This is a genomic window from Stakelama marina, assembly GCF_018122655.1.
GTDB lineage: Bacteria > Pseudomonadota > Alphaproteobacteria > Sphingomonadales > Sphingomonadaceae > Sphingomonas > Sphingomonas marina.
Map to the genome: position 1 here is coordinate 1,088,958 of NZ_JAGRQC010000001.1, position 14,278 is coordinate 1,103,235.

The following is a 14,278-nucleotide window of genomic DNA, read 5'->3' on the forward strand; positions in this document are numbered from 1 at the left end:
ACCGATTCGTTCTGGCACAAAGTTCGTAAGCTTCGCGTTAATTGCCGGACTATGCAGCGATCTCCGACGGCCCCGGGATCAGCGCGGCGGCGTTGACGATCAGAATCGGCTCGCCGTCACGCTCCACGACGCCTTCAGCAACCGCGTCCCAGCGTTCATCCAGCGTCACGCCATTGGCGAGCGGCTGGCGATCGAACGGCGTTACGTCATCAAGCGCCTCCACGAGGACGGCGTAATAGTGATTGTCGACCTGCGTGATGACCGCGCGCGTCGCCGAAACGCTCTTGCCAAGGCCGAGCGCCGCCACCGCGTCGATCACGGTGACCACGCGGCTGCGCAGCGCGGCCAGGCCCCGGATATGCGAGGCGGCCCGCGGCACCGCAGTCACCTCGCTGATATCGACGACCGATTCGACCTGATCGGATGGAATGGCGACCGGCCGTCCGCTGATCATCGCGATCAAGAAAAGCTCACTCATGCCGCATCTCCGGAAATACGTGCCGCGATGGCGGACAGGAGTTCCTTGCGATCGTAGCGGAAGACGCTGCCATCGGCCGATCCCGTGCGGCTGTCGCGCAGCCTTATGACAGAGGCGCCGTCGGTGACGGAGCCGGGCGAATCGTCTTCGGTCAGCACGATCGCTGCGCGTTCGCCTTCCTTCAGAGTATTGACGACGCGGTAGCCCGCCTGTTCGAGAAGCGGACGGACGAACGTCCGCATCCAGCCATCCCGGTTGGAGGCGAGCAGGCAGGTCGGCGCCGTCGCCTGGTCGGCATCGGCACATTCAGCGTGCGTGTCGAACATCCAGTTCGCATCGATCAGCTCGATATGTTCATCGTTGAGTAGCACGGCGCCTGCAACGGGTCCGTATTCGGGCGCCGGCACGACATCTTCCGTGATGGTGACGATATCCATGGCCTCCGCCACCGCATAGGCCACCTCGCTGTCGCCGGAATGCAGGCGAAGCAGTGCGATCTCGGTGCGGTCGCCAATGTCTCCCAGCGCCGCGACGGGCAGGATCTCGCCGTCGATTGCGATGCGCAGCCGCCCGGCGGAGTAGCGAATGGCGTCAGCACCGACCTTCTCGATACGATCGACGACCGCCAGCGGCACGGCACGGTGAGCGCCATCGAGGTCGGCGACCATCAGCGCCGCAAGGCCCTGCGATGCCGCGGCCTCGGCTTCCTCTTCTTCTTCATCGGCAAACATGTCGCCCAGGCCGAAGCGCAGACCCGCGGTGCTCGCAACGCCGGCACAATCGAGCACCAGCATCGGCATTCCCGTGTCGGGAAGCGTCTGTCCGCCATAAACGCCGGTCGCCATCACGCTGGGTGCCGCGGGCTTGATAACCAGTTCCTCGTTGTCGATCACGCTGTCCACCGCAAGGCAGAAGCTGCCCGTTCCGGTGCTGACGATGACCAGCATGGCGCAGTGATCGTTACGCGCGCTCGGCACGCCGAGCAGTTCGCCCAGATCCACCATCGCGAGCTTGCGATCGCGAACGGTAGCAACGCTGCCCTTGCCCAGAACATCGACGCGAACATTGCCGGCCCGCTCGCTGACGATCTCCTCGACCGCCTGCCGCGGAATGGCGAAACGCTGCTCCCCGATGCCGACGACCACCGCCGAGATAATCGACAGGGTCAGCGGGACGTGAATGGCGATCCGCAACCCCTTGCCCGGCGCATTGTCGAGTTCGATGCGACCGCCGATCTGATCGATCGACGAACGCACCACGTCCATGCCGACGCCGCGACCGGAAATATTGGTCACCTCGTCCTTGGTACTAAGACCCGGTTCGAAGATCAGGCCCAGCTTGGCGCGGTCGGACAGACTACGAAGTTCCTGCTCATCGCGTCCGGTATTGCCGGCAAGCTTGCGTATCACCTTGGCGACATCGATCCCGCGCCCATCGTCGACGATTTCGATCACGATCTGGTTGCCCGACTGGCGGGCGGCGACAGTCAGGCGGCCGTTTTCGGGTTTGCCGGCGCGGCGCCGATCGTCCGGCGTTTCGATGCCATGGTCGATCGCGTTGCGAATGATGTGGACCAGCGGGTCGCGCATCGCCTCGATCATCTCACGATCGAGTTCGACGTCGGCGCCTTCGACGCTCAACTTGACCTGTTTGCCGACGCCGGCCGCCGTATCGCGCACGACGCGCGGCAGGACCGAGAACAGCGTGTCGAGCTTTTGCATGCGGGTTCGGGTGACGGTTTCGCGCATATCGGCCACGCTTGCCGACATGCGTTCGAGCGCCGCTTCGACCTGCGGATCGATGTCGTCCTCGCGCAACCGGCGAGCGAGTTCGTTTCGAGCGAGCACCATGTCGGACATGCCGCTCATCATCCGGTCGAGCAGTTCGACATTCAGCCGAACGCTGCGCGAAGTGGTGCGAGTAGCAGGCGCCGTAGTCTGCACCACGGCCTCCGCTCCCTCTTCGAGTGCTGCGATCAACAACTCCTCGCCCGAATCGGGAAGCGCGTTGCCGGCATCGATCGCCTCGACGATTTCACCGATCCGGTCGACGATCGCCAGCACCGCGTTGACGAGCGCGGGATCGGGCACGCGAGCACCGTCGCGGACCTGTGCCAGCACGTCTTCGGCAGCATGGCTCAACCGTTCGAGACGCGGCAAGTCAAGGAAACCGCAGCTTCCCTTGACCGTGTGCACGAAACGGAAAATGGCATCGAGCCGCGCCCGATCACCCGGCGCAGCTTCCCACGCAACGATCTCACCCGCCAGGGTTTCGAGCGTCTCGCGCGTTTCGGCAATGAATTCCTGAAGCAGATCGTCCATGGGTCCCCGCGACTTGGCCGCGAACGACCATGGCCGCGAGACGGTTAAAGCTAGGTTTACCCGGCGCGGAACGACGCTCCGAACACCAGCATCTCTGCCTCGGGTGGCGAAACCTGCAAGCTGCCCTCTGCATCGTCGACCAGTTCGCGAACGAGATGTGCGGCCACCGAGCGCGGCGTCACCGGCGCTTCGCCACCGTCACCGGTCAGCGCGTTGCGCAATTCGGGGTCGAGCATGATCCGCTGACCTTCGGCGCGCACGCCTATCTCCAGCATGCCGTCCACCGCCTCGGCGCCGATATCGAGCTGCCCGCCGCGCACGAGCGCATCGCCGCCGATCAGTGCGAGATTGAGAAGAACCTTGATCGCCTGTTTGGGCAGCACCGCCTCGCTGACCATCCAGCCGACCTTGATCCTGGGATTATCGACGAACAGCCCTTCGATCGCCGCCTGCGCCTCGCGCGCATCGACCGTCTCGCCGAAACCGCCCGCCGCGCCGAAGGCGAGACGGAAGAATTTCAGCTTGTTGGCAGAGGCGCGTGCGCTCTCGCCGAGAAGCTCCAGGCACCGCGCCCGCATCTCCGGATCATGTTCGTCCGCCAGCAGCTCGAGGCCGTTGTTGAGCGCACCGACAGGACTGAGCAGATCATGGCATAGCCGCGAACAGAGCAGGCTGGCGAAATCAGTCGGGGAAATGGTCAAATTCAAGGCTCCACCGCTTTTGCGCGCCGAGCAGCCGAACGCTCGCCACGGATCGTGTCACCCGCTTACCAGTCACGATATCGAAAGCAACCGGATCGAAGCGGCCATGGACCGCGCCATTCGACACGGCGCGCCACATCCGCGCCGTGTCGTGCGTCGCGATCAGCCACAGCCTGCCATCAGCCACCGCATGTTCGGCGTCGCGCGGCGAAGGATCGGGGCTGCCGGCAGGATGCGAGTGAAAATAGCCGAGCAGTTCGAGGCCGTTCGGCTGTCTCGCCTGCCGATAGGCGGCGATCAGCCGCGACGGGTCGATCTCGAAGAAGCCCGACGGATCGGCCGCGCAGTTAGCCGTCGATTCCGCGCTGCGGATAACGGCTCCGCGCCCTCTCAAAAGCCCGCAAATCTCGGCGTTGGGAGACCCCCTCGCCTCCTGCATTATTTTGCGCAGCAGCACGCTTGATATTTGCGGGGTCATTACCCATCTCGCCTACCAGAATGGACCGGGGGGTTTCCACCATAGAAGCGCAGATTTCGGAGGGCGCACATGGCTGGCGGCTCGACCGTGCGCTGGCCCAGGCCCTTCCCAGTATTTCACGAGAACGCCTGAAGGCGCTGATCGCCAGCGGGCAGGTCGTCGATCCGAAGGGCGTCCCGACGCGCGATCCGTCGAAAAAGGCAAGCGCGGGAACGATCTTCAGCATCACGATTCCCGCGCCAGAGCCCGCGCACAACGAACCGCAGCAGATCGCGCTTGATATCGTGTACGAAGACGAGGATCTGATCGTTGTCGACAAGCCCGCGGGCATGGTCGTCCATCCTGCGGCAGGCAATCCGGACGGCACGCTCGTCAACGCGCTACTGCACCACTGCGCGGGGCAACTGTCGGGAATCGGCGGCGTTGCGCGACCGGGCATCGTCCACAGGATCGACAAGGACACATCGGGCCTGATCGTCGCTGCAAAGCACGACCGCGCGCATGAAGGGCTCGCCCGCCAGTTCAAGGCGCATACGATCGACCGGCGCTATATCGCCATCGTCAATGGCCAACTGACCCAGGGCGAAGGCGTTATAGAGGCGTCACTGGCGCGGTCGCCGGCCAATCGCAAGAAGGTCGCGATCGTACCCGGCGGCAAACACGCGGTCACACGTTACCGCCTGTTGTCACCGCTGAAAGAAGCGGCAATGGTCGAATGCCGGCTGGAAACCGGGCGGACGCATCAGATCCGCGTTCATATGGCGTCGATCGGCCATCCGCTGCTTGGCGACCCGGTTTATGGACGGCCCCGTCCGGCGCACCGTGCGTTGTTGGAAACACTGGGTTTCCGCCGCCAGGCCTTGCACGCGGCCCGGCTGGGGTTCATCCATCCCATAAATAGTAACGCTTTGGCGTTCGATAGCGAAATTCCTGCGGATATGCAGGAACTGTTCAACCAACTTCACGTATAAGTTTAGGCAGGGTCGATCCGAATCGACCGACCGCCTCAAAGGGAGAAACGATCATGGCCAGCGGTAGCAACGTCCCTGCGACGATCCCCGCGCTCGGCGGCGAGGCGAGCCTCAACCGCTATCTCGCCGAGATCAAGAAATTCCCCATCCTGAAACCCGAGCAGGAATATATGCTCGCCAAGCGGTTTCAGGAGCATGGCGATACGGAGGCTGCCGCCCAGCTGGTTACGTCGCATCTGCGCCTCGTGGCGAAGATCGCGATGGGCTATCGCGGTTATGGCCTGCCCGTTTCCGAACTGATCTCGGAAGGCAATATCGGCCTGATGCAGGGCGTGAAGAAGTTCGAGCCCGATCGCGGATTCCGCCTTGCGACCTATGCGATGTGGTGGATTCGCGCGTCGATCCAGGAATTCATCCTGCGCTCGTGGAGCCTGGTGAAGATGGGCACGACCGCTGCCCAGAAAAAGCTGTTCTTCAACCTCCGCCGGATGAAGGCCAAGCTCGATGCGTTCGAGGACGGCGACCTGAAGCCCGAGGACGTCGCCAAGATCGCCACCGATCTCGGCGTGACCGAGGAAGAGGTCACGAGTATGAACCGGCGAATGGCGATGGGCGGTGACACGTCGCTCAACGTTCCGATGCGCGAGGATAGCGAGGGCCAGTGGCAGGATTGGCTTCAGGATGACGAGCCGCTGCAGGATCATGTCGTCGCCGAGGCGCAGGAAGCCGATGTTCGCCACGAGATGCTCGTCGAAGCGATGGACGATCTCAACGAGCGCGAGCGCCACATTCTGACCGAGCGTCGCCTGACCGATAATCCGCAGACGCTCGAGGAACTGAGCCAGGTATATGGAGTCAGCCGCGAACGTGTTCGCCAGATCGAGGTGCGCGCGTTCGAGAAGCTGCAGAAGGCGATGATGCGCATCGCCGGCGAGAAACGGTTGCTCGCCACCTCCTGATCCGCTTATCCGGTCTGCCATGGGCAAGCCGAAAAGACGAAAGCCGAATACGCGCCGCCGGCAGAGCCTGCCGGGGCGCGTTTTTCGTTTGCTGGCGATGGCGTTTGTCTGGTTCGTCCTCATTTCGGTGGCATGGGTAGGCATCTACCGCTTCGTCCCGCCGCCGATCACCGCGACGATGATCGGCGATATCGTCGCCGGCCGCGGCGCCGCGCGGCACTGGATGTCGTTGTCGAAGATGGACCCGGACATGGCGCGCGCCGCGATGGCGGGCGAGGATTCGGGATTCTGCGAACATCACGGCTTCGATTACGAGGCGATCAAGAAAGCCTTCGAGCGCAACCAGAAGCGCGGTCACGTAATCCGCGGCGGATCGACGATCAGCCAGCAGACCGCGAAGAATGTCTTTCTGTGGCAGGGCGGCGGATATTTTCGCAAAGGCCTGGAGGCGTGGTTCACGGTCCTGATCGAGGGGCTCTGGGGCAAGCGCCGGATCATGGAAGTGTATCTGAACGTCGCGGAAACCGGCATCGGGACCTATGGCGCGGATGCCGGCGCACGGCGGTATTTCGGGCACGGGGCCGATCACTTGACCACACATGAAGCCGCCCAGATCGCGGCGGTTCTTCCCCTGCCGAAACAGCGCCCGGGAACATCCCCGACGGGATTTACCCGCCGTTACGGAAATACCATCGCAAGACGGATGGCCACGATCCGTAACGACGGGCTGGATAGTTGCCTGAACTGACTCAGTTCTGGACGGCGTCGCCCGCCTTTTTCGCGGTATCGCCGACCTGATCGGCGGCACCGCTGACGCTCTTGGCGGCACCGACCACGGCATCGGTCTTCATATTGTCGTTCTTGCTCTGATTGAGCAGGAAAAAGGCGCCGACAACGACGAGGATCAGGACCGCCAGCCCGATCAACAGGCCGCCGCCACCGCCGCTGCGGCGCTCGATCACCGTCGTGTGACCATTGCCGTCATTGGTGTGGGTTTCGGTCTCGGTTACGCGTTCGTCACTCATTGCAGTCCCTCCGATTAAAGACTGGCGTCTAAACGGAGGGCCGCAAAAAATTGTTCCCGTTGTGTAATGTTCAGAAGGGGAGCTTGAATCCCGGCGGCAGCTCCATGCCGCTCGTCATCTTCGACATTTCCTCCTGAGAGGCCGCATCGGCCTTGGCCCGCGCGTCATTGAACGCAGCGATCACCAGATCCTCCAGCATGCCCTTTTCGGAAGGCTGGAGCAGCGATTCGTCGATATCGAGCCCAACGATACGGCCCTTGGCCGAGGCGGTAACCTTTACCATGCCCCCGCCCGACTGGCCTTCGACCTGTATATTGTCGAGATTGGCCTGCGCATCCTGCAGTTGCTTCTGCACATTCTGCGCCATCGCCATGATGTCTTCGAGCTTGTCCATTTTACATACTCCGCTTGGTCTTTTCCCAATCGATCGCAGCATCGGGAAACGCCTCGAACGCTGCGGATACGACGGGATCGGCGCGTACCTGCGCCTTGAAATCGTCGTCATCCTGCTTCTCGCGCTCACGCAAGCTCGGCTCGCCCGGCGCGTTGGCAGTGGTTATCTTCCAGTTGGTATCGGTTATCGCGCGCAACTCGTTCCCGAGATCGCGGGCAAAATCGGCAGGCAGCGGCCGCAACGCGCTGATTTCCAGCTCGGGCGGTTCGAACCGTATGGGGCGCAGATGATTGCGCACCTGCGCCTGCAGTTCGTTGCGGCCATGGTCGCCGAGCAGCTTCCACAGCGCGCGGACATCGCCCGGAAGCGGCACCACCTCCGGCTGCGGTTGCTGAAGTTCGGCAGTCGCCCCGGACGGTGCGGGAGCGCCGACCTGCTGCGGCCGCGAAAGCCCCTCGCCTCCTTCGGCCAGCCGTTTCGCCAGATCGCCCGGATCGGGCAATGTCGCGGCATGGACGACGCGCAGCAGCGCCATTTCGCACGCCTCGATCGGAAGCGCCGCGCGCGACACTTCCTCATGCCCCTTCAACAGCAACTGCCAAAGCCGGTGGAGCATCGGAAAGGACAGGAGCGTGCCCCAGTGCTGAAGCGCCTCACGCTCCTCGGTCGATTGCGCGGCCTCGGGCGGCGTACCGACTTTGGCGAGCGTAGCGCCGTGCACCGTCTCCAGCAGCGTCTTCAGCACCGCCTGCGGATCGACACCATAATCATATTGCCGCCGCAGCGCCTTGAGCGCGCCTTCGGCATCACCACCAAGCAGCAAGCCGAACAGTTCACGAATGGCACCACGATCGGACAGGCCGAGCATGTCGCGCACCGCACCTGCGCGCACGCCGCCGCCTTCCATCCCGGCATGCGCGATCGCCTGGTCGAGGATCGACAGCCCGTCGCGGGCCGATCCTTCGGCCGCGCGGGCAATCAGTGCCAGCGCCTCTGGCTCGGCATCGACGCCTTCCTTTTCGACCACGCCGGCAAAATGCTCGGCCAGCTGATCGGCGGAAATACGGCGCAGATCGAAACGCTGACAGCGCGACAACACCGTCACCGGTACTTTGTTCACTTCCGTGGTGGCGAACAGGAACTTCACATGCGCCGGCGGTTCCTCGAGTGTCTTGAGCAGGCCGTTGAAGGCCGGCTTCGACAGCATATGGACTTCGTCGATGATGTAGATCTTGTAGCGCGCCGAAACCGCCGCATAGCGAGACCCCTCGATGATCTCGCGAACGTCGTCGATACCGGTATGGCTGGCGGCGTCCATTTCGATCACGTCGATATGGCGCCCCTCGGCAATGGCGCGGCATGGCTCGCACACGCCGCACGGATCGATCGTCGGCCCGCCCTCGCCGTCCGGCCCGACGCAATTGAGCGCCTTGGCAATCAACCGCGCGGTCGAGGTCTTGCCCACGCCGCGAACGCCGGTGAGCAGAAAGGCGTGCGCCAGCCGGTCGCGCTTGATCGCGTTGGCGAGCGTGGTCACCATCGCGTCCTGTCCGATCAGCTGCGAAAAGGTCTGCGGACGGTATTTGCGCGCCAGCACCTGATAGGCGTCGGCGCGTTCGGGCTGCGGCGGTTCGCCGAGGTCGAGCGCGGAATCGGTCATCGGGATCGGTTTAGCTCAACCATGCGGCGATGTCAGCGCCGTGCGGAAGTTAGCGAAGTTAGCGACACGTCCCCCTTCGATGCCCCTCCCCGCCAACGACGACGCTGTTCGGCCGAACTGCAGTCTGGCTCGTGACATTGGCAGGAGACCTCGTTTTGTTCTTCATCCGGGTGCCAGAAACCGACGCTGTAGGAAAGCGACGAGACGCGGCTCCTCCGCTAAAAGGGGCCGGCAACCGGCACTATCGATGTCGCTCTCCACCTGTTCGAGACGAGAAACGCCATGATTTTGTGGCGGCCCGACGTCCATCAGCTATTGTGCCTATCGGAGGGGAAAGACGATGCGGCTGATGCTGATATTGTTCGGGTTCCTGCTGGTGCCTGCATCGCAGGCCAGCATGGCGGATCGGTCGATCGACGCATTCATCGAACGCGAGCTGCCATCATCCGGCGCTCCAGGCGTCGCATATGCGATTGTCGATGGCGGCGCATTTCGCTCTGGCGGCCGGGGCACCATTCTGGCGGACAGCGGGCAATCCATTACGCCCGACACCCCATTCCTGATCGGATCAATCTCGAAAAGCTTCACGGCCGTGGCGGTCATGCAGCTGGTCGAAGCGGGAAAAATAAGGCTAGACGCGAGCATAGCGACGTACCTTCGTGCCTTTCAGGGGCGCCCTTCGGGCGCAATCACCATTCGGCAATTGCTCAGCCACACCAGCGGTTTTTCAACCGTCCAGGGAAATCGCGCGCACATGGACACGTCGCTGAGCGAGGGGAGCCTTGGCGATTATGCGTCGCGAGTTGCGAAATGGGAACCGGTCCATCCCCCTGGCAGCCGGTGGGAATATTCCAATACAAACTACCAAATTCTCGGCGCGCTGATCGAGGCGACGAGCGGGCAGCGCTATCCCGACTATGTGCAAGCACATATCCTTGCCCCGATCGGCATGAAGAACAGTTTTGTCTCCGACGGCCAGACGCCGGGAAAAGTCGCCGTCGGCCATCGGCCCTGGTTCGGCGGCAAGCGCGCATATGAAATGCGGAGGACGAACCGCGTAAGCGCTCCCGCGGGCGGCATATTCGCAAGCGCCGACGATCTGGCGCTCTATCTCGCGATGATGCTGAACGGCAAAGACGATATTATCAGCGCCGCAAGCAAGGCGGCGATGCTGCGCCCGGCGAGCGAGACGTCGCCCTTTTACGGCTTTGGCTGGTTCCTCGATAGCCGAACCGGCACGGCCTATCATGATGGCCTGGTCCCGGGGACGGAAACGCTCGCCACCCTCTTGCCTTCCCAAGGGAAGGCGGTGGTCGTGCTGGTCAATGCGAACAGCGGTATCGGCTTCGGCGAAACCCTGAAACTGCGCGAGGGCATCACCGCGAAGGCGCTGGGGCTCGATTATGCGGGCCACGGGTCAAGGCTCGTGCCGAAGATGACATATCTGCTGGTGATGCTGCTTCCGCTCTTCTTTCTGGCCAGCATCGTCTGGGCGTGGTGGCACCGCGAAAAGCTGCGGACCAAGTCCGGTGCGGCAGGCATGTTCAGCCTGTGGTTTCCGCTGGTCGCCATGCTCGCGGTAGCGGGACTTTTGACGGTAGTCATACCGGCGATGTTCGGAGGATCGATCCGGACGCTTTTGCTGTTCCAGCCCGATTTTGCCGGGGCAATGGTGGCAGCCGCAGTCATGGGGCCGATATGGGCGATCGTCAGGCTGGCGCTGGCGTATAGTCGCCGAGCCAATCCAGTCTGAAGCGCGTGCCCGCAATCACCGCGGACCGGAAAACCGCCGCTCTTCGCTATTACATATTGCTGGTGGTGGGAGCCGGAACGACCCGCAGCGAAATCGTTACGGCTGCTTCCTTCCGGACCTGACCGGGTTGGCGACGGCTACGTCCGCCCGACTCCCGCGCGGGCATATGGTCGATCGGCGCGGCCGACGCAAGAGGCGGCTGCGCCCGCCCCCTTAATCGCGCAGCGGCAGCAGCACCTCGTTCCGGCGCAGCCGCGCGGGTACCATCGGCGAATTGTAATAGGCGTGCTCGACCGGGCCGACAGGAATATAGCCCTTCATCGCGAGCCAGCTTCGCAGTTCGCGTTCCTTGTCGCGCAAAAGCTCGTCGGTCGGCTTGCCGTTGAAGCGGATCGCGGCGACGCGACGCGCGGGGATGCGTTCGAACTGCACATCGGCATCGGTCGGCGGCACCGATCCGCGGCGCAGCTTCGCCGGCATGATGAACCGCGTCCGCCATCGCCTGCTGTCGTCATGATTGTCCGACAGTACCGGCGCCGTCATCGCGATCTTGTCGCCGTCGCGGTCCTTGGCGAAGATATAGCTGGCGAGCCGGCGAAACCCCTGACGAAGGCTCTGCTCGCGGGCACCGGTGACGGTGGTTTCGGCGACGAGCAGTTCGGGATAATCGCGAATTTCGATCGCCTTGTCCTTGTCGCGCGTGCGATAGGATGGCTGTTCGACCGAGCGTTCGCGCGCAACCAGATATCCGCCGATCCCGGCCACTGCCGCGACACCGGCGCCGAGCAGCGCCCATCCCGTATTCTTGCGCATTCTTTCTCTCCCCAATTCGAAGTTGGCGTATCAACGCATCGACCCGCCCGCGATGTTCCGCCGCCGATGACGATCACCCGCCGCCGGAAAAGAAGTCCCGGAGCCAGCCGGCGGCCTGCTCGACACTCCAGTTATCGCTACCGTCGCCGATATTGATTTCGGCGAGCGCATGCCCGGCAATCGGCGCCGGCTGAAAGGCATTGAACAACCACACTTTATGGTCCTCGGCAAAGCGACGGTTGCGATCGGTCAAATCGGCGGGATCGCCCGGCACGATAATCTGAAAGGCATGTGCATGCGGCTTGGCGGGATTTACCATCACGCCCGGCATGTCGCGCAGCGCGGCGGCGAGTTCGCGCGCCCGGGCGACGAATTCGGGCATGCGCGGCAGATAGCGGTCGAGACCGTCCAGCGCCGACAGCGCATAGGGATGGACCGTGTAGAGATTGCCGAAATAGCGTTGCTGCCAGATCGCGGTCGCGTCGATCAACCGCTCGGGGCCAGCCAGCATCGCACCACCGAGCCCGCCCAGCCCCTTGTAGAAGGAGACATAGATGCTGTCGGCGAGCGTCGCCAGCGCCTCGAGCGGCATGTCGTATCCGGCCGCCGCCTCCCACAGCCGCGCGCCGTCGAAATGAAGCGGCACCTTGTTCTCGCGGCACCAGGCGGAGATCGCGCGCAGTTCGGCCAGCGGGGGTAGGAGAAAGCCCGCACGGCGCAGCGGCAGCTCGACCACCACCGCGGCGAGCGGCTCAGTAATGCGGCGAAGGTCCTCGACACCGAAAGGCATTGTCGTGCCGAGCCGGATCGACCGCAGTCCGCATGCGCGCTCGATAGCGTCGCCTTCGTCGAGATTGATATGGCTCATCCGGTGGACCGCGACGTTTCGCGTGCCGCGGTCATCGGCATAGACGGTGAGCGCCGCCGCCTGCGCCATCATGCCCTTGATGAAAAACCGCGCCGCCGACGTGCCGAGCAGCCCGGCGCAGCGTTTTTCGAGCAGCGTTACCGCGCCGCTGTCTCCATAGCTGTCCGCATCGACCTCGGCCGCATCCAGCGCCGCGAGGCGGCGTAGCGTGGCGGCCGGCGTTTCGGGCACATGCATCGGCAGAAAATGGGTGCAGCCGCGTTTCGCGGCACGATCTGCGTCGTTCATCGGCTCTCCTCTCCTGCCAGCGCGGTACGGCGGCGCAGCGGGCCGCGCAAGGCCGGCCAGCTTGTGTTCATTTGCGAACGGTACGGAAATGTGGTTTCCAGCGATACCACTTGCCAAGGACGACCACCGCATGACGACAGCCGAAGCGACGCCCGAACTCGACATACTGGAACATGGCGACAAGGCGTTCTTCGGACATCCCAAGGGGCTGGCCTACCTCGCCTTTACCGAGGCGTGGGAACGGTTTTCCTATTACGGGATGCAGACGCTGCTGGTGCTCTACATGGTCCAGTATCTGCTGAAGCCCGAGCATATCGACCATGTCGCGGCGTTCAGCGTCTTCCATTCGCTGCCCATGTATCGCGGTCTGCACGGCGAGGCGCTGGCATCGGCGATTTTCGGCACCTATGCCTCGCTCGTCTATCTGACGCCGATTGCGGGCGGACTCATCGCCGACCGCTGGATCGGCAAACGGCTGGCGGTGCTGATCGGCGCGATCACGATGGCGCTTGGCCATTTCCTGATGGCGTTCGAAGCGAGCTTCCTGTTCGCGCTGCTGGCGCTGGTCATCGGCAGCGGGCTGATGAAGGGCAATATCGCCAGTCAGGTCGGCGCGCTCTACAAGCCGGAGGATCTGCGCCGTGCCGATGCGTTCCAGATCTTCTATCTGGGCATCAATGCGGGCGTCATCCTGTCGCCGATCATCGTCGGCACGCTGGGCCAGGATGTCGGCTGGCACTGGGGGTTCGGCGCCGCCGGCGTCGGCATGCTGGTGTCGCTCGCTATTTATATTTCGGGCCAGAAATATCTGCCGCGCGAACATTTCCGGGCGCAGGGCAAGCGCACCGACGCCGCGCCGCGCGCCAAGCTGACGCGTGCCGACATCCCCGCGCTCGCCGCGGTGCTGCTGCTCATTCCGGTGATGGCGATTGCGCTGATTCCCAACATGCAGATTTTCAACATCTACCTGATCTGGGGAGATCAGCATTTCGCGCTGAGCCAATTCAACGTGCCAGCGCTCGATTTCCGATTTCTGTCCTCCTACCTCATCACGATCGACTCGATCGTTTCGGTATCGTTTCTGTTCCTCGTCTCGCTCTTCTACCGGTGGTACGCGAAGCACTGGCAGGAGCCCGACGAACTGACCAAGATCATCATCGGATCGCTGTTTTCGATCGGCGGGATGCTGTGCCTGTTCATGGCCGCCGCGACGACGCCCGCGGGGCACAAGATTAGCATGTTCTGGCCGATGATGTTCGAAATCATGAACTCGATCGGCTTCGCGCATATGCTTCCGGTCAGCCTGGCGCTGTTCGCGCGGCTGGCACCCAAGGCGCTGAATGCGACGGTGATCGGCTTCTATTACCTCGCCTTTACCGCCGCCAATTCGCTGATCGGCTGGCTCGGCGGCTTCTACGTGAAGATGCCGACAACCGAATTCTGGCTGATCCACGGCGCCTGTGCGGCGGCGGCAGGCGTGGTGTTCCTGCTGTTCAAACTGTTCCTTTCGAAGCGGCTGATGGGCGAAGCGTCAACCGAACCTGTCGGGGCGGATCACTGAAGCCGCTT

14 protein-coding genes and 1 other RNA gene are annotated in these 14,278 nt (G+C 63.3%); 5 read left to right on the forward strand and 10 right to left on the reverse strand.

The features are described 5' to 3' along the window. Positions 1-49 precede the first annotated feature (49 nt). From J7S20_RS05205 to J7S20_RS05220, 4 genes are read right to left on the reverse strand one after another with little or no spacing between them, the layout of a single operon-like run. Positions 50-478, reverse strand: a complete 429-nt coding sequence (locus J7S20_RS05205; protein ID WP_284053156.1) for a chemotaxis protein CheW — start codon at positions 476-478, stop codon at positions 50-52. Then, positions 475-2,799 carry a chemotaxis protein CheA gene (locus tag J7S20_RS05210; RefSeq protein ID WP_284053157.1) on the reverse strand — a complete coding sequence of 775 codons (2,325 nt, stop codon included), beginning with the start codon at positions 2,797-2,799 and terminating at the stop codon, positions 475-477. The genes J7S20_RS05205 and J7S20_RS05210 overlap by 4 nt, the downstream gene beginning before the upstream one ends. 56 nt (positions 2,800-2,855) lie before the next feature. Further along, on the reverse strand, positions 2,856-3,500 hold the full coding sequence (locus J7S20_RS05215; RefSeq protein ID WP_284053158.1) for a histidine phosphotransferase family protein: 645 nt from the start codon (positions 3,498-3,500) through the stop codon (positions 2,856-2,858). Continuing rightward, complete coding sequence (locus tag J7S20_RS05220; protein ID WP_284053159.1) at positions 3,481-3,978, reverse strand: M67 family metallopeptidase; 498 nt, start codon at positions 3,976-3,978, stop codon at positions 3,481-3,483. Before J7S20_RS05220 ends, J7S20_RS05215 begins: the two co-directional genes overlap by 20 nt. A 20-nt stretch (positions 3,979-3,998) precedes the next feature. Here J7S20_RS05220 and J7S20_RS05225 point away from each other — a divergent pair, with 20 nt between their 5' ends. Genes J7S20_RS05225 through mtgA form a run of 3 tightly spaced genes read left to right on the forward strand, consistent with a single transcriptional unit; the run spans position 3,999 to position 6,656 of the window. After that, complete coding sequence (locus tag J7S20_RS05225) at positions 3,999-4,949, forward strand: RluA family pseudouridine synthase (protein ID WP_284053160.1); 951 nt, start codon at positions 3,999-4,001, stop codon at positions 4,947-4,949. A 53-nt stretch (positions 4,950-5,002) separates the two neighbouring features. After that, positions 5,003-5,908: an RNA polymerase sigma factor RpoH gene (gene rpoH, locus J7S20_RS05230; RefSeq protein WP_284053161.1), complete on the forward strand. Its 906-nt coding sequence runs from the start codon at positions 5,003-5,005 to the stop codon at positions 5,906-5,908. Between the two features lie 19 nt (positions 5,909-5,927). Then, entirely contained in the window at positions 5,928-6,656 is a 729-nt protein-coding gene (gene mtgA, locus J7S20_RS05235) for a monofunctional biosynthetic peptidoglycan transglycosylase (RefSeq protein WP_284053162.1), read from the forward strand. 1 nt (position 6,657) lies between these two features. On the opposite strand, the gene J7S20_RS05240 is transcribed toward mtgA, so the two are convergent. The 3 genes from J7S20_RS05240 to J7S20_RS05250 all read right to left on the reverse strand — a co-directional run bounded on the left by J7S20_RS05240 (position 6,658) and on the right by J7S20_RS05250 (position 8,987). Further along, on the reverse strand, positions 6,658-6,933 hold the full coding sequence (locus tag J7S20_RS05240) for a hypothetical protein (RefSeq protein WP_284053163.1): 276 nt from the start codon (positions 6,931-6,933) through the stop codon (positions 6,658-6,660). 70 nt (positions 6,934-7,003) lie between these two features. Continuing rightward, on the reverse strand, positions 7,004-7,327 hold the full coding sequence (locus J7S20_RS05245; RefSeq protein WP_284053164.1) for a YbaB/EbfC family nucleoid-associated protein: 324 nt from the start codon (positions 7,325-7,327) through the stop codon (positions 7,004-7,006). Between the two features lies 1 nt (position 7,328). Further along, positions 7,329-8,987, reverse strand: coding sequence for a DNA polymerase III subunit gamma/tau (locus J7S20_RS05250; RefSeq protein WP_284053165.1), 1,659 nt, complete (start codon positions 8,985-8,987; stop codon positions 7,329-7,331). Between the two features lie 340 nt (positions 8,988-9,327). On the opposite strand from J7S20_RS05250, the gene J7S20_RS05255 reads away from it, so the two are divergent. Next, positions 9,328-10,740, forward strand: coding sequence for a serine hydrolase domain-containing protein (locus tag J7S20_RS05255; RefSeq protein WP_284053166.1), 1,413 nt, complete (start codon positions 9,328-9,330; stop codon positions 10,738-10,740). Between the two features lie 62 nt (positions 10,741-10,802). On the opposite strand, the gene ffs is transcribed toward J7S20_RS05255, so the two are convergent. From ffs to J7S20_RS05270, 3 genes are all read right to left on the reverse strand, one after another. Continuing rightward, an RNA gene (gene ffs / locus J7S20_RS05260) (signal recognition particle sRNA small type) lies at positions 10,803-10,898 on the reverse strand. 55 nt (positions 10,899-10,953) lie between these two features. Then, a complete protein-coding gene (locus J7S20_RS05265) occupies positions 10,954-11,553 on the reverse strand; it encodes an SOUL family heme-binding protein (RefSeq protein WP_284053167.1) in 600 nt (199 codons plus the stop codon). 73 nt (positions 11,554-11,626) lie between these two features. After that, positions 11,627-12,709, reverse strand: coding sequence for a threonine aldolase family protein (locus tag J7S20_RS05270; protein WP_284053168.1), 1,083 nt, complete (start codon positions 12,707-12,709; stop codon positions 11,627-11,629). 130 nt (positions 12,710-12,839) lie between these two features. Between J7S20_RS05270 and J7S20_RS05275 the strand changes: the two genes are divergently transcribed. Next, entirely contained in the window at positions 12,840-14,270 is a 1,431-nt protein-coding gene (locus J7S20_RS05275; RefSeq protein ID WP_284053169.1) for a peptide MFS transporter, read from the forward strand. Positions 14,271-14,278: the final 8 nt, after the last annotated feature.